Below are 14,091 nucleotides of genomic sequence, written 5' to 3'. Positions count from 1 at the left end.
CGGTTTCAATGCCCTACGAGCCGGGCGTTGATTGCTGACCCTAGCCGGATTTCACCCCTCCTGACCAGGGCTTTCGCGGGCCAGATCGCGAACCGTGCCCGCGGAGGTCCCGTGAGCACCCCCGAAACCCTGCCGCGACGCCTCCACACCCCTCCTGACCAGGGTTTTCGCGATGGCGCGAACCGGCCCCGAGTGGGGCTCGCCGCGAGGGCGCCGGTCACGCTTCTCAGACGATCCAGAAGTCCTCACGCTCCTCCAAACGCCGCCGACCGAGGATCTGCCGCCACGACGTCCCCTCACCGGGCAGCCGATAGACCCTGACCTGGTCGTCGACCGGGTCGATGAGCATCTCGACCTGCGCGACGATCTCGGCGGCCACCGCCGAGTCCGGGAACTCGCACTCGAACACGCTGAACTGCACCCGCGCGCCCCACGCCGCCAGGGCCGCGGACACCGCTTCGCGGCGCCGGTCGTCGGCGATGTCGTAGGTGATCAGCCAGACCATCCGCCATCACTTCCAGAGAATCGGCTGGTAGACGCCATCGGTCTTCGAGAGGGCATCGGCCAGAAGCCGCGCCTGGAGCTGGACGCCCACCCGGTAGCTCACCCGACGACCGGAGACGGCGTGTGAGAACACCGTCAGCATGCGGCGCTCGTAGGCCGCGATGAACCGCTTGAGCCCTGGGCCTGTGCACCGACAGTTCGTCTTGTCATCCCCCGCATCCTGGTATTCGAAGGAATCCGCCCGAAGCATGCCGGTCTTCAATGCCCGTACCACCACGGAATCCACGATGAGGGGGCGGAACTCCTCGATGAGGTCCAGCGCCAAGCTCGGTCGCCCCACCTGCACGTCGTGGAGCATCCCCACGTACGGGTCGAGGTGTGCAGCCTCGGCCGCGGCGATCGCGTCGTGAAGCAGCAGCGTGTACCCGAGGCTCAACAACGCGTTGACCGGATCGGGGGGCGGGCGCCGCTTGCGGGCTTCGAAACCCCATCCGTCGCCGAGCAGGCGGGCGAGTGCCCGGAAGTACCGGCGGCTGGCCGCCCCCTCGACCCCGCGGAGCTCGTTGAGGTTCCGGGCAGCATCGACGGCCCGCCGGGACTCGTCGAGGGCCCGAACCTCCTGGCCGATCCACGCGAAGTCCCCTCGCCGAGCCGAACGAACCAGCAACACCCGCTGGTTCGCGATCTTGCCGGCGACCAACTGTCGAGCGATCACCAGACGTCGATCGTCGTCGTCGCACGCCCGGTACTGGGCCAGCCGGACGGTCGCGTTCGTCGAGGACCCCGCTTGGAGCCGCCCCTGGAACCGACCCGACGGATCGAGCAGCACCAGGTCGATCCCCCGGGCCAAGGCCTGCTGGACGAACGGGGTGGTGAAGCCCGTGCGGCCGAAGATCACGAGCTGGCGCACCCGGTTCCAGGCCACGCTCAACACGGTCTCGCCATCCCGCTCGAGTCGGAGGCGCTCGCCCTTCGAGCGCAGCAAACCACCCTCGTTCACGACGTACACCGTGCTCTGCAGCGACCGCTTCGTCGTCTGACGCCGCTGGGTGCTGGCGGCAGACACGATCGTCCCCAGGAACGGCACACCCTCGTCGAAGGTGTGGACCGAGGTCTTCGATCCGCTCAGATCCAACCCCAGCCCAGCAGCGGTCCTCGACGCATCGACGATCGCCTGCTCCGCCTCACCTTGGCTCGATGCCGGGATGGCGAAGTCGTCCGCGTACCGGACCACCTGCCAGCCCTTGGAGAGCATCGCGGTGTCGAAGTGGTGGAGGTAGACGTTCGCCAGCAACGGCGACAGCGGCGAGCCCTCGTGCAGGCCCACCGGTCCCGAGTCCTTGTCTCCCACCACGGGTCGGTACACGAGCAGTCGAACCAGCTCCACCATCTCGGCGTCGCCGACCAGCGCCGCCAGGGCATTCACCACGCGTGCACGGGGGAAGGAGGCGAAACAGTCCGCGAAGTCCCCGCGCACCACGTGCGTGGTGCCCCGATCCCTGGCATCGACCAGCGCGTCGATCGCGTCCGGAACGCCCAGCCCCCGCCGATAGGCGAACGACCACGGCAACAGGTGGGGATCGACGAGCGGGTCGAGCACCGACAGCACCGCCCGCTCGACGATCCGGTCCTCGAGCGCCGGTACGCCCAGCTCCCGTGCGCTGCCGTCAGGCTTCGGGATCGTGACCGGGAAGACCGGCCGAGGTCGCCAGGTTCCCGCCGCCAGCGCCGCGCCGATCTCGGCGATCCGTGAGGCCGCCCGCGGCTCGAAGGCCCGGATCGCCTGGGCGGTGTTCGAGCCCGGGTCGGCCGCCTCGCGGATCGAGGACCAGGCGTCGAGGAGGCACTGCTGCCGAGCGAGCTGGACCACCAGCGATCCCATCACCCGCCTCCCCTGCGACCCCGGCCGGGTTGGTCACCCCAGGAGCCAGGCCCGGAGCCGGTCAGCGCGGCCTCGCCGGCCGTCGTGCCTGAACCGCTCAAACAGCCACGAGCCGCCGCTCATGTCGATGGGGTGGATCGGCACGATCACGTAGGCCTGGATGGCGTGGACGTCGAAGCCGACGAGCACCACGTCGTTCACCACACGGCCTCGACAGGGTCGAGTGATGGACGGTCGACCCGGGGCCGGCGCGGTCGCTCACCCGGGAGCGCTACCCGCACCCGTCGACGGAACGCCCCGGAGTCCGCCGCCGTGACCTCGCACCAGCCGAAGCCGTGGGTAACGGCCTTGCCGACCCCGGCGAACCCGGCGAACCACATCAGCGTGCCGAACCACTCCTCGCAGGCCGCTCGCAGCGACTCGTCCAAGCCTCGTGACGCCGGCGCTGCCAGCACCAGGCGGGCGGCGCCGACGAATCCGGCGCGGTCAGCGGCAGTTCTCGGCCCACGCTCGTCGAGCTCGAGGCGGACGAGGGGAGCGATGCCATCGTCGAGGTGGATCTCCCGCACCGAGTTCGTCCGGATCGTCTGGATGTCCACCGCTGCGACCTGGACGACCCGGGCCAGTGCACCGAGGACCTCGGCCGGCACCGGTGACGGCGCAAGCTCGTCCCACCGGCGGGCCAGCCCGGCCAGCATCACGGCTGGATCCGGGAGGACCAACTCGATGCCGCTGCGGGAGAACCAGGTCGGGGAGCGGAACTGCAGATCGAACGCCGTGCCGCGCTCCGCCTCGTGCAGCTCGCGGAACGAGCGATGCACCATCGCCTCCGGGACCAGGACGATCGGGATGTCACCGAGACGACCGTGTACGACCCGCTCGAGGATCGGCGGCACCTCCTCATCCGGCAGCCAGGTGATCTGCCAGGCACGGGTGCCGTCCCAGCGACAGGCCAACGGGCTGATGGCGAACGGCTTCACCGTCGCCCGGTGCGCAGCTGGTTCGAGTTGGCGCTCCAACAGCTGGCACGCGAGCCCGTGGAGCTGACGGAACGGCGGGTGCGCAGCGAGGCGCTCCCCCGTTTCGACGTGCAACACCACCGTGGTCGGCATCCGCCCGAATCTCCCGCGCTTCGAGGAACCCGAGGCCCGAGCGTATCGCGGACGCGATCAGAACCCGGGGCCGTCGAGCAGGTCGGTGACCAGTGCGGCCACCGCTGAGCGCTCCGAGCGCTGCAGGGTGATGTGCGCGAACAGCGGGTGGCCCTTCAGCGCATCGATCACCGACACCACCCCGTCGTAGCGGCCCACCCGCAGGTTGTCGCGCTGGGCCACGTCGTGGGTGAGCACCACCCGCGATCCCACCCCCAGCCGGGACAGCGCGGTCAGCAGCACCGAACGCTCCAGGTTCTGCGCCTCGTCGATGATCACGAACGCGTCCGACAGCGAGCGACCCCGGATGTGGGTGAGCGGCAGCACCTCCAGCAGGTTGCGGGCGGTCACCTCCTCGAGCACGTCCGGTCCCACGATCGACTCCAGCGCGTCGGTCACCGCCAGGGCCCACGGCGACATCTTCTCGTCCGCGCTGCCCGGCAGGTACCCGAGCTCCTGGCCACCCACCGCGTAGATGGGTCGAAACACGGTGACCCGCTTGTGGGTGCGCTGCTCGAGCACCGCCTCCAGACCGGCGGCCAGCGCCAGCACGCTCTTGCCCGTGCCCGCGTTGCCGCCGATCGACACGATGCCGATCTCGTCGTCGGCCAGCAGGTCCAAGGCGATGCGTTGCTCGGCGGAGCGGCCCCGCACCCCGAACAGCTCACGGTCCGCGCACACCAGCCGCACCCGCTTGTCCGGGTGCACCCGCCCCAGTGCCGACTGCGAGCCCGACACCAGCGCCACCCCGGTGTGGCAGGGAAGCTGCCGGGCCTCGTCCAGGTCGACCACCCGCTGGTCGAACAGCTCGTCGATCACCACCCCCGGCACGTCGAGGGCGACGAAACCGGTCCAGGAGGTGTCCTCGGCCAGCTCGCTGCGGTACTCCTCGGCGGCCAGGCCCACCACGCTGGCCTTGAGTCGCAGTGGCAGGTCCTTGGTGACCAGGGTGACGTCGTGGCCCTCGGTGGCCAGGTTGCGGGCCACGGCCAGGATGCGATGGTCGTTGGTGTCGAGGGTGAGGGTCTCGGGCAGGCCCGCGGTGTCCTGGTGGTTCACCTCCACCCGCAGCGTGCCCCCCACCTCGGTCACCGGCACCGGGTTGGTGAGCGTGCGATGCACCCGGCGCAGCCGCTCGAGCTGGCGCAGCGCCTGCCGGGCGGCCCAACCCAGCTCGGGATGATGGCGCTTGGCCTCCAGCTCGGACAGCACCACGAGCGGCAGCACCACCTCGTGCTCCTCGAAACGGAACATGGCCTGCGGATCCGCCAGCAGCACCGAGGTGTCCACCACGTAGGTCTTGTGCGGTGGGCAGCTGGATGGGCGCGCGGCGACGACGGGATCGGTCACGGGACTCCTACCTCGACGGGCACCCCCGAACCCCGCGACATCGGTGGGCGGCTCGAACCGGGTGCGGGACAGGTCACCGCTGCCCATGAAACACCCGGGCGGGGACCGAAGGGTGGATGCCTGCGCCGGCCTCGCCCGGCGCGCCGCGGGCGGCGGATGGGCGAGGATGGTCCACATGTCGGCGGTGTCGGGATGCGTGTTCTGCTCGATCGTGGCCGGCCGCACCCAAGCGCACCGGGTGTACGAGGATCGCCGGTCGGTGGCCTTCCTCGACCGCCGGCCACTGTTCAAGGGCCACACCCTGCTGGTGCCCCGCCGGCACCTCCCGGTGCTGGCCGACCTGCCCCTCGACGACGTCGGGCCGTTCTTCCACGTCGCGCAGCTGCTCTCGGCGGCCATGGAATCCGCGCTCGGCGCCGCCGGCTCGTTCGTGGCCGTGAACAACCGGGTCAGCCAGAGCGTGCCGCACCTGCACGTGCACGTCGTGCCCCGAAACCGCAAGGACGGGCTGCGAGGCTTCTTCTGGCCCCGCACCTCCTACACCGGCGAGGACGAGATGGCCGCGTACGCGCAGCGCCTGCGATCGGCGCTGCCCGAGCCACCCGGCTCGCCCGAGCCCCCGGGCCCGCCCGAGCGATCGGCGCCGCCCGAGCCCCCGGTGGGGTGAGCCGGCCCGAGCGTCAGCTCGCGTCGACCGCCTTGGCCAGCTCCTCCAAGGCTTCGTGGAGGCCGTCGGCGATCACCCACGGGTCGGGGATCAGCTCGGGGCACACCAGCACCCCGAAGTCGAGGCTGTCGAGGTAGCTCATCACCGTGATGTTGATGCCGCCACCGTCGAAGATCGGTCCCATCGGATACGTGGCCAGCATGCGGGCCCCGGCGATGTAGAGCGGGAACGGCGGGCCCGGCACGTTGGAGATGGTCACGTTGAACAACGGCCGGTGGCGGTCGGCGATCTTCATCCGGGAGTACAGCCGGGCCGCCTGCGCCGCCACCGCGGGGGCCGCGAACTCCACCCAGTTCTGCAACGTGTCGGCCCCGATGGCGTTCTGTTGTTCCTTGGCGGCGGCCATGCAGGCGTGGATGGCGTCCAGCCGCTCGAGCGGATCATCGAGGTCGGTGGCCAGCGTGCACAGCATCGACGACACCCGGTTGCCGTGGGTGCCTTTCTGGTCCTCGGTGCGCACCGACACCGGCACCATCGCCACCAGCGGCCCGTCGGGGTGCTCGTCGCGGGCATCGAGGTACCGGCGCAGCGCCCCCGCACAGATCGTGAGCACCACGTCGTTGACCGTGGTGCCCCGAGCGTTCTTGATCATCTTGACCTCGGGCAGCGGCAACGACGCGGTGGCGAAGGCCCGGTGCGGGGTGAGGGTGGCGTTGAACGAGGTGCGCGGCGCGCTGAACGGCGACGGCGGTGGCTTCTGGTCGGGCTGGCGCCGGTTGGTCTCCCGGATCTGCAGCGCGGCCTCCACCGTGCGGCGCACGGTCTTGATCGCCCGCACCGGCTGCTGGGCCAGCGAGGCCAGGGCATGGGCCACCAGCTCCGTGTCGCTCGGCACCCGCTCCGGCTGCCAGGGCTTCGCCGGCGGCGGCTTCCGCTCGATCTCCGGGCTCAGGTCCAAGATGGCCACCATGAGCTCCTCGCCGGACGCGCCGTCGATGGCCGCGTGGTGCACCTTGGTGAGCAACGCCACGTTGCCGCCCTCGAGGCCGTCGATGAGCCACGCCTCCCACAGCGGGTGGGAGCGGTCCAGCGGGATGGCCGCGAGGTGTCCGGCCAGCTCCGTGAGCTCCTTCATCCCCCCCGGCGCCGGCACCGCGATGTGGCGCAGGTGCCAATCCAGGTCGAAGTCGGGGTCCTCGATCCAGATCGGGTGGTGCAACCCGAGCGGCACCTCCACCAGCCGCCGCCGGAACGGAGGCGCCTGATCCAGCCGCTCGGCGTACAGCTCCCGCAGGCTCTGGAACGAAAACCCGTGAGGCGCGGTCGACGGGTCGAGCACCATCAGGCTGGCCACGTGCATGAACGACGTGGAGGTCTCCATGTAGAGGAACCCCGCATCGAGCCCGGTCAGTCGTTGCATCGCCCGTCTCCTTCCCTGCTCGCCCGCGCGCGCACCCGCCGATCTCACTCGAACTGTTCATCGGCACGCGGCCTCCAGCCGCGCAGCGGTGAACAGTTCGGTGTGTGGGGCCATGCTCCCACGGAACGGCGCCCGCGTCACCGGGGCGTGTGGTCCCGGCGGGGGATCTCAGCCGTCGAGGCGGAAACGGGGCTCGCCGCCCTCGACCGTGAGGGTGCCGGGTATGCCGATGAGGTCGAACTCGCTGCCCCGCAATCCGGCCGCTCGCACCGCCACCACCTCGCTGCGATGCTCACCGGCCAGGATGGTCAACTCCAGGTGCCACACCGGCGGGCCACCCGGCTCGCCCGGCTCGGGCGTGGCATCGACCACGAACACGTCGTAGGTCCCGTCGGGGATCATGGCCGTGAGCGTGGCACGATTCCCGGCGATGCGCAGAACGGCTGCGGTGATCGGGGTGGTGCTCGCGGCCGTGGTGATCGCCACGGTGGTCTCAGCTCACCCGGCGCGCACCGCCACGGTGCGGATCGACTCGGTGGGCGAGCACGGGCTCTGCGCGGTCGAGCTCGGCTCGGGCCAGCGCGACTGCTGGGCCTACTCCCCGGAGATCCCCGAATCGATCGGGTTCAACCCCGGCGACTGCTACCGGGCCAGATGGGCCTACGACGCCATGGTGCCGCCGCATCTCGCCGCCACCCCCTGCCCCGCCGGAGGTTGAGCGCGCTTCCCGGGCGTGCACCCACGCCGGCCGCTCGGGTCACAGATCGACGATGGCGTGGAACAGCTCGGCTTCGGGCACACCCACCTCGGCGCCGTGCTCACGCAGGCGGCCCAGCACCCGGGCCCGGAACGCCTCGAGCTGGGTGCCGTCGTCGTCAGGCTCGATGTGCATGGTCGAACGCCACTGGCTGCGGTGCTCGAGCAGCGCCGCCACCTTCGTCTCGCCGTGCCCGGTGACGTCCTCGGCATGGTTCGGCTCGTCGGCCTCGAACAGCAGCAGCGCCGAGGGACGGTGGTGCGCCACGTCGTGGTCCCGATGGAAGTGCGGGTCCCGGGCCGCGACCACCCCGTCCACCGTGAGCCAGCCGGCGTGGCGATGATCCGGGTGAAGGCGGTAGCGCTTCCACGGGTCGTGACCGAGCACCACGTCGGGCCGGAGCCGGCGGATCCAGTAGGCCACCTGCGCCCGCAGCGCCAGCGACGACTCGAGCTCCCCGTCGATCTGGCCGAGCATCACCACCTCCCCGGTGGCCCCCAGCCGCCGGGCCGCCGCCCGCTGCTCCTCCTCCCGCCGGTGCACCAGCTCGGCCAGGTCGGTCGCCGGATCCCACGAGCCCTTCGAGCCGTCGGTGAGCACCAGGTGATGCACCACACAGCCGGCGGCCGCCCACTTGGCGAGGGTCGCCCCGCACCCGAACTCGATGTCGTCGGGGTGGGCACCGACGGCCAACGCCCGGTGCGGGACCGGCAGGTCGACGTTCATCCCTGCTCGCCCGCCGGTCGGGTCAACGCCAGCCAGGCCGGTGGCTCCAGATCGCCCGGGAGATCCACGTCCCAACCCAGCCGGGCTTCGCGCACGACACGCAGCGGGAGCCCCAACCGGCGCGCCTCGGCCTGGTGCCGGCGGAACGACCCCGGCCCGTAGGAGAACCGGAACCCCGCCCGGGCCGGCACGCAGGCCACGTTGGTGCCGTCATCGCGGCGATCCGGCACCAGGGTCACCCCGTCACCCGCCGCCACCCACGCCAGGTCCCGCGCGTGCGGCAGATCGGCGTGGGCGACGATCACCCGCTCGACCCCCCGGGCCGCGAGCTGGGCCACCCCGTCGGCCACCGCGCCGTCGAGCCCCCGACCCGGCCGCCAGATCACCTCCGCGCCCATCTCCACGGCCCACGCAGCCACCGCCTGGTCGTCGCAGACCACCGACACCGGCAGCTCACCGGCGGCCCGCACCACCGCGGTGGCCATCCGGCGCGACAGCTCCCGTCGGGCACGGTCGTCGAGCGCGGGGGAGAGGCGCCGCTTCGCCGCGTGGAACGCCTTCACCGGCACGAGCACCGCGACACCGGAGACGCCCGCTCGGTCAGCGAACTCATGGCCGGCGGCCGGGGCGCTCATCGAGCCCCGAGTCTAGGGTGAGGTCATGCGGATCAAGGCGGCCGTCATCGGTGCCGGGTCGTGGGGGACCACCGTCGCCAACCTCCTGGTCCAGAACGTGCCCACGATCCTGTGGGCCCGTGAAGCCGGGCTCGCCGAGCAGATCAGCACCACCCATCGCAACGAGCGGTACCTGCCCGGCTTCACCCTCGACGCGAGGCTGGCGGCCACCGCGGACCTGGAAGAGGCGGTGTGCAGCGCAGACCTCCTGGTGATGGGCGTGCCATCCCACGGGTTCCGCGACACCCTCGAGGCCGTCAGCCCGTGCATCCGCGCCTGGGTGCCGGTGGTGAGCCTGGCCAAGGGTCTCGAGCAGGGCACGAACAAGCGCATGACCGAGATCATCCAGGAGGTACTGCCCGGCCATCCCTACGGGGTGCTCACCGGCCCCAACCTGGCGAAGGAGATCCTCGCCGGCCACGCCGCGGCCTCCGTGCTGGCCATGAGCGACGCCACCATCGCCACCCGCCTCCAGGACCTGTTCGCCACCGAGCTGTTCCGGGTCTACACCAACGACGACGTCATCGGCTGCGAGCTCGGCGGGGCGTTGAAGAACGTGATGGCCATCGCGTCCGGGATGGCCGACGGGCTGGGCACCGGCGACAACACCCGGGCCGCGGTGATCACCCGAGGGCTGGCCGAGCTGACCCGGCTGGGCATGGCGATGGGCGGCAAGCCCATGACCTTCGCCGGCCTGGCCGGCATGGGCGACCTGCTCGCGACCTGCATCAGCCCCCAGAGCCGCAACCGCCACGTCGGCGAGCAGCTGGGACGGGGTCGGCGCATCGAGGAGATCATCGAGGAGATGCACATGGTCGCCGAGGGAGTGAAGACCGCGCCGGTGGTGATGGAGCTCGCTGAGCGCTACGGGGTGGAGATGCCCATCGCCGAGCAGGTGTTCAACGTGGTCCACCGCGGGCGCCCGGCCGAGGAGGCCTACCGCGGGTTGCTCCGCCGCCGGCGGGTGAGGGAGATGCATGGTCTCGACTGAGCCCCTGGCGACCCCCGGGCGAGCCGGTCAGGGCGTCGTCGTCGGCCGGAGCCCCGCGACCGACCGGGGCGGGCGCGCCAGCCGCCCGCGGCTGGCGCCCCCGGCACCGTGATGCGCCCCGGCCGGTGGCTCGGGCCGTGGTGGTTCGAGCGCCAGACCGACCCCGAGAGCCCCGAGTTCATCCCCGGCGGTGGACGGGAGAACCTCACCCACCGGACCTGGACCCGGCTGGGCACGCTCACCGGCCCGGAGCGGGCTGCCATCGACCCCCGGGGGCTGGTGGGCGGTCCCTCCGCCCGCTGGTCGATCGACTGGTGGATCGGCGCCGAGGACCGCTGGCACCTCCCCAGCCGGGAGGTCGCCGTCCGCCAGCGGCTGGTGGGTCACGCCCCCGTGGTGGAGACCGCCATGCGGGTCCCCGGCGGTGACGCCCTGCATCGGGCGTTCGCGATCGCCGGCCGGGACGGGCCGGAGGTGGTCATCGAGATCGAGAACGCCACCCCCGTCCCCTTCGCGGTCGCGCTCGCGCTGCGCCCCGACACCCCCGCCGGGCCCGGCGGGATCACCACCATCGAGCTCGACGGCACGGTGGTGCGCGCTGACGGTGAGTTGGCCCTCGTGCTCCCGAGACCGCCCGCCGGGGTCGCGGTGGGCACCGCCTCCGGCGGCGACGCGGTCCACGACGTGATCGCCGGCGCGGCGACGGCGTCCTGGCCGGAACCCGTGCGCTGCGAGCGGGGCCGAGCGAATGCGGCCTTCGTGTATCCGCTGCCTCACACCGCCACCCTCCGGGCGGTCCTGCCTCTGCGTTCGCCGGTGCCCTCATCGCGCCGGCGACGCCCCTCCGGGCCGGTTCGGGTGGTCAGCTCGGCCCCCACCGCCGAGCAGGTGCGCAAAGGCTGGGACCAGCAGGTGGCGAGAGCCCTGCGGATCCAGCTCCCCGACGACCGGCTGTCCGGGGTGATCGAAGCCGCCCGCCGGCACCTGCTCGGCCTCCACGCCGGCGAGGACGTGGCGACCTGGCCGCCGCGACCCGCAGGCTGGCGGGAGACCGCCGCGGTGGTGGTGGCCCTCGACCAGTACGGGTTCCACGAAGAGGCGAGCCAGCTCGTGGCCGCGCTCCCGGACCGCCAAGGACTCGACGGCTTCGCCGGCGCGAGCGAGGAGGGGTGGGCAGCCAACGGGGCGGCGCTGCACGCGGTGGGGGAGCACTGGCGCCTGACCCGCGACGAGCTCACCATCGAGGAGCTGGTCGGTCCGGTGGCCAAGGCTGGACACTGGATCGGCAAGCGATGGGCCGCCGGGCGCGTACGGGGACGGGGACGGCGGGGCTCGCTGCCGGAGCCCGGGCTCGAGGACCTCGGCTGGTGTGCGCGGGGCCTGCGCGACGCGGCCGGCGCGATGGCCGGCGTCGGCCAACCGGAGCTCGCCGAAGACCTGGACCGCTTCGCCGAGCAGATCGTGGGTTTCCTCGCCGGGGGCGAGCCCGATGCCGCTCATCTCCGTGCCGCCTCGCTCGGTGCGCTGCCCGAACCCGGGGAGCGGGTGGCGGCAGTGGTCGCGCTGGCCCGCGAACGCTGGGAGGTGGGACCGGCGCTGGTCGACCCCGCCGGGCGCGGCCTCGACCCATCCCTCACCCTCGCGCTGGCCACCATCGAGCTCCGCCTGGGTGACAGCCGGGCACTCGATCGTCTGAGCTGGCTGCTCGACCACGCGTCGGCCACGGTGACCTGGCCCACCGCGGTGCACCCCCGGACCCGGGGTGGCTCCGCCGGCGATGGCCACGACGGGGTGGTGACGGCGCAGGCCTGCTCGTTCTTCCGCCGCCTGCTCGTCGACGAGGATCGCTCCGGGCTCCGGCTCTGCTCGCTGTACCCGCCGGGCTGGCTCGGCCAGGGCGTCGAGGTACACGACGCCCCGACGGCCTTCGGCCGATTGGGCTTCGCGGTGCGCTGGCACGGCGAGCGCCCCGCGCTGCTGTGGGAGCTGGACCCCCACCCCGGGATCGGCGAGATCACCCTGGTGGCACCAGGGCTCGATCCCTCGTGGTCCAGCAACGAGCCCCGGGGGGAGGCGCTGCTCGCGCCGGTGACACCTGCCACGGTCACCGCCGAGCCTGTCGGGTCTCCTGCACCCGAGCCCGGTGGCGAGACTGGGTCATCATCGTTCAGCTGAGGCAGGCGAGGCAGCGAGGTCGGAGATGAGCGAGCAGGACGCGGCGCAGGACGCGGCGCAGGTCGATCTGCGCTCGGTGCTGGCGGACCTCGGCGTCCCACCCGACGAGATCGAGCGGGCCGAAGCCGACGGCACCCTCGAGCTGCTGGCCCTCGAGCGGGTCGTCTGGCTCGAGCCGCCCACGTTGGACCTCGCCGAGGTGGCCGCGCTCTCGGGGGTCAGCCCGGAGGAGATCCGGGCCTACTGGCGGGCGCTCGGGTTCCCCGACCCCCGCCCCGGCGAGAAGCTCTTCACCGAGCGCGACGTCGAGATGCTGAGCGCGGTGGTGTCGTTCATCGCCGAGGGCACGCTCGAGCCGGATCTCGCGCTGCAGATGGCCCGGGTCGTTGGCTCGGCCATGGACCGCATCGCCACCGCCCAGGTCGATGCGTTGCAGCTCCGGCGTGACGCCCGGGAGAGCCAGGAGGCCGCGGGCGGCACCGTCACCACGGGGGCTGCCCGGAACACCGCGGAGCTGCTCTCGCTCATGCCCCGGGTGATGGAGCTGGTGTGGCGCCGGCAGGTCGCCCACGCGGCCCGCCGGCGCATGATGCGCGCCGCCAGCGACGGGGGAGCCGACACCGTGGTGGTGGGATTCGCCGACATGGTGGGATTCACCGCCAAGACCCAGCAGCTCGAGGACCACGAGCTGGCCGAGGTGGTGGACCGCTTCGAGACCGTCGCGTACGACGTGGTGAACAGCCACGGTGGACGGGTGGTCAAGATGATCGGCGACGAGGTCATGTTCCTCCATGACGACGTGCGCGCCGGCGCCGAGCTGGCGCTGGCGTTGGCGGAGCGCTTCGGTGACGACCCCGCGCTCTCCGATGTGCGGGTCGGGCTGGCCTGTGGACCGGTGCTCGAGCGCGACGGTGACGTCTACGGGCAGGTGGTCAACCTGGCCAACCGCATCGTGTCGATCGCCTACCCGGGGTCGGTGGTGGTGTCCGAGGAGGTGCACGACGCGCTCGCCGACCACGACGACCTCTACTTCCGCTCCCTGCGCTCCCACTACCTCAAGGACATCGGCAAGGTCCCGCTGTGGGTGCTGCGGCGCACCGCGGAGTCCCCCGAGGCGCCCTACCGGGATGCTCGGGAGCGTCGGGCGGCGCGGGAGTTCCTGCGCGAGCAGTGGGCGATGCTGCGAGAGGAGGTCCGGGCGCGCAGTGCCGAGCTGTCCGATCTGCCCGAGCTCCTGCGTCGCGAGATCGCCCGTGGCGGCCCGAACCAGACGGAGCCGACCACCGGACAGTTCGAGGCGCTCACCGACGCGGTCCTCGAGGCGGATCTGCAACCACAGATGCAGGTGGAGCTGCTGGCCGACCTCGAGGTGGCGCAGCGGCTCCGGCGCCTGGAAGAGGAGGCCCAGGCGAAGGCAGCCGAAGCCGACGAGGAGGCCGAGCGCCGCTTGGAGGAGATCGAGCGGGAGGCGCGCCAGCGGATCGAGCACATCGAGCGTGAGGCCCGACTCAAGATCGAGCGGGCCCTCGCCGAGGCGGAGGAGAAGTCCCGGCGGGTCAACGAGGAAGCGAGCCGCAAGGTCGAACGGGTCGCCATCGAAGCCGAACGCAAGGCGGAGCGGGCTGCGAAGGAGGCCAAGGCCGAGGCACAGCGCAAGGCCAAGCGCCGCTCCCGAGACCGCAACGCCCGCAACGGCAAGAAGGACGCCGCCAACGGGAAGAAGGACGCGAACGGCACGTGACCACCTCGAACTGTTCATCGTGGCGCGGTTCATGCCCGCGCCACGATGAACAG

14 protein-coding genes are annotated in these 14,091 nt (G+C 72.0%); 5 read left to right on the top strand and 9 right to left on the bottom strand.

The annotated features are described in order from the left end of the window. Positions 1–226: 226 nt before the first annotated feature. From cas2 to V7004_RS12230, 5 genes are read right to left on the bottom strand one after another with little or no spacing between them, the layout of a single operon-like run. On the bottom strand, positions 227–505 hold the full coding sequence (gene cas2, locus V7004_RS12250) for a CRISPR-associated endonuclease Cas2 (protein WP_334144291.1): 279 nt from the start codon (positions 503–505) through the stop codon (positions 227–229). 6 nt (positions 506–511) lie between these two features. After that, positions 512–2,386 carry a CRISPR-associated endonuclease Cas1 gene (gene cas1, locus V7004_RS12245; RefSeq protein WP_334144290.1) on the bottom strand — a complete coding sequence of 625 codons (1,875 nt, stop codon included), beginning with the start codon at positions 2,384–2,386 and terminating at the stop codon, positions 512–514. A 33-nt stretch (positions 2,387–2,419) separates the two neighbouring features. Further along, complete coding sequence (locus V7004_RS12240) at positions 2,420–2,587, bottom strand: hypothetical protein (RefSeq protein ID WP_334144289.1); 168 nt, start codon at positions 2,585–2,587, stop codon at positions 2,420–2,422. Next, positions 2,584–3,498 carry a CRISPR system precrRNA processing endoribonuclease RAMP protein Cas6 gene (gene cas6 / locus V7004_RS12235; protein ID WP_334144288.1) on the bottom strand — a complete coding sequence of 305 codons (915 nt, stop codon included), beginning with the start codon at positions 3,496–3,498 and terminating at the stop codon, positions 2,584–2,586. Before cas6 ends, V7004_RS12240 begins: the two co-directional genes overlap by 4 nt. A gap of 57 nt (positions 3,499–3,555) precedes the next feature. Beyond that, on the bottom strand, positions 3,556–4,791 hold the full coding sequence (locus V7004_RS12230) for a PhoH family protein (RefSeq protein ID WP_442968057.1): 1,236 nt from the start codon (positions 4,789–4,791) through the stop codon (positions 3,556–3,558). Positions 4,792–5,062: 271 nt separating this feature from the next. Here V7004_RS12230 and V7004_RS12225 point away from each other — a divergent pair, with 271 nt between their 5' ends. After that, on the top strand, positions 5,063–5,554 hold the full coding sequence (locus tag V7004_RS12225; RefSeq protein WP_334144286.1) for an HIT family protein: 492 nt from the start codon (positions 5,063–5,065) through the stop codon (positions 5,552–5,554). Between the two features lie 13 nt (positions 5,555–5,567). Here the strand turns inward: V7004_RS12225 and V7004_RS12220 are convergent, their stop codons facing one another. Next, positions 5,568–6,974, bottom strand: coding sequence for a WS/DGAT/MGAT family O-acyltransferase (locus tag V7004_RS12220; protein ID WP_334144285.1), 1,407 nt, complete (start codon positions 6,972–6,974; stop codon positions 5,568–5,570). A gap of 168 nt (positions 6,975–7,142) precedes the next feature. Then, entirely contained in the window at positions 7,143–7,376 is a 234-nt protein-coding gene (locus V7004_RS12215) for a hypothetical protein (protein ID WP_334144284.1), read from the bottom strand. Positions 7,377–7,404: 28 nt separating this feature from the next. Between V7004_RS12215 and V7004_RS12210 the strand changes: the two genes are divergently transcribed. Beyond that, positions 7,405–7,692 carry a hypothetical protein gene (locus V7004_RS12210; RefSeq protein ID WP_334144283.1) on the top strand — a complete coding sequence of 96 codons (288 nt, stop codon included), beginning with the start codon at positions 7,405–7,407 and terminating at the stop codon, positions 7,690–7,692. Between the two features lie 39 nt (positions 7,693–7,731). Here the strand turns inward: V7004_RS12210 and V7004_RS12205 are convergent, their stop codons facing one another. Together V7004_RS12205 and cofC are read right to left on the bottom strand one after the other, a co-directional pair. Continuing rightward, complete coding sequence (locus tag V7004_RS12205; protein ID WP_334144281.1) at positions 7,732–8,457, bottom strand: PIG-L deacetylase family protein; 726 nt, start codon at positions 8,455–8,457, stop codon at positions 7,732–7,734. Continuing rightward, entirely contained in the window at positions 8,454–9,092 is a 639-nt protein-coding gene (gene cofC, locus V7004_RS12200; RefSeq protein WP_334144280.1) for a 2-phospho-L-lactate guanylyltransferase, read from the bottom strand. Before cofC ends, V7004_RS12205 begins: the two co-directional genes overlap by 4 nt. Positions 9,093–9,117: 25 nt before the next feature. On the opposite strand from cofC, the gene V7004_RS12195 reads away from it, so the two are divergent. The 3 genes from V7004_RS12195 to V7004_RS12185 all read left to right on the top strand — a co-directional run bounded on the left by V7004_RS12195 (position 9,118) and on the right by V7004_RS12185 (position 14,038). Further along, complete coding sequence (locus tag V7004_RS12195) at positions 9,118–10,122, top strand: NAD(P)H-dependent glycerol-3-phosphate dehydrogenase (protein ID WP_334144279.1); 1,005 nt, start codon at positions 9,118–9,120, stop codon at positions 10,120–10,122. 111 nt (positions 10,123–10,233) lie between these two features. Then, positions 10,234–12,297 carry a hypothetical protein gene (locus V7004_RS12190; RefSeq protein ID WP_334144277.1) on the top strand — a complete coding sequence of 688 codons (2,064 nt, stop codon included), beginning with the start codon at positions 10,234–10,236 and terminating at the stop codon, positions 12,295–12,297. A 25-nt stretch (positions 12,298–12,322) separates the two neighbouring features. Beyond that, positions 12,323–14,038 carry an adenylate/guanylate cyclase domain-containing protein gene (locus V7004_RS12185; protein WP_334144276.1) on the top strand — a complete coding sequence of 572 codons (1,716 nt, stop codon included), beginning with the start codon at positions 12,323–12,325 and terminating at the stop codon, positions 14,036–14,038. Positions 14,039–14,091 lie beyond the last annotated feature (53 nt).

The organism is Rhabdothermincola sp. (assembly GCF_036846205.1).
GTDB lineage: Bacteria > Actinomycetota > Acidimicrobiia > Acidimicrobiales > Acidimicrobilacustridaceae > Rhabdothermincola.
The sequence above is the reverse complement of the archived record's forward strand: the minus strand, read 5'-3'. Positions and strand labels throughout refer to the sequence as shown.

Coding starts and splice junctions, on each gene's coding strand:
- cas2 (WP_334144291.1), bottom strand. CDS start 505: ATGGTCTGGCTGATCACCTACGACATCGCCGACGACCGGCGCCGCGAA.
- cas1 (WP_334144290.1), bottom strand. CDS start 2,386: ATGGGATCGCTGGTGGTCCAGCTCGCTCGGCAGCAGTGCCTCCTCGAC.
- cas6 (WP_334144288.1), bottom strand. CDS start 3,498: ATGCCGACCACGGTGGTGTTGCACGTCGAAACGGGGGAGCGCCTCGCT.
- V7004_RS12230 (WP_442968057.1), bottom strand. CDS start 4,791: ATGTTCCGTTTCGAGGAGCACGAGGTGGTGCTGCCGCTCGTGGTGCTG.
- V7004_RS12225 (WP_334144286.1), top strand. CDS start 5,063: ATGTCGGCGGTGTCGGGATGCGTGTTCTGCTCGATCGTGGCCGGCCGC.
- V7004_RS12220 (WP_334144285.1), bottom strand. CDS start 6,974: ATGCAACGACTGACCGGGCTCGATGCGGGGTTCCTCTACATGGAGACC.
- V7004_RS12215 (WP_334144284.1), bottom strand. CDS start 7,376: ATGATCCCCGACGGGACCTACGACGTGTTCGTGGTCGATGCCACGCCC.
- V7004_RS12210 (WP_334144283.1), top strand. CDS start 7,405: ATGCGCAGAACGGCTGCGGTGATCGGGGTGGTGCTCGCGGCCGTGGTG.
- V7004_RS12205 (WP_334144281.1), bottom strand. CDS start 8,457: ATGAACGTCGACCTGCCGGTCCCGCACCGGGCGTTGGCCGTCGGTGCC.
- cofC (WP_334144280.1), bottom strand. CDS start 9,092: ATGAGCGCCCCGGCCGCCGGCCATGAGTTCGCTGACCGAGCGGGCGTC.
- V7004_RS12195 (WP_334144279.1), top strand. CDS start 9,118: ATGCGGATCAAGGCGGCCGTCATCGGTGCCGGGTCGTGGGGGACCACC.
- V7004_RS12190 (WP_334144277.1), top strand. CDS start 10,234: ATGCGCCCCGGCCGGTGGCTCGGGCCGTGGTGGTTCGAGCGCCAGACC.
- V7004_RS12185 (WP_334144276.1), top strand. CDS start 12,323: ATGAGCGAGCAGGACGCGGCGCAGGACGCGGCGCAGGTCGATCTGCGC.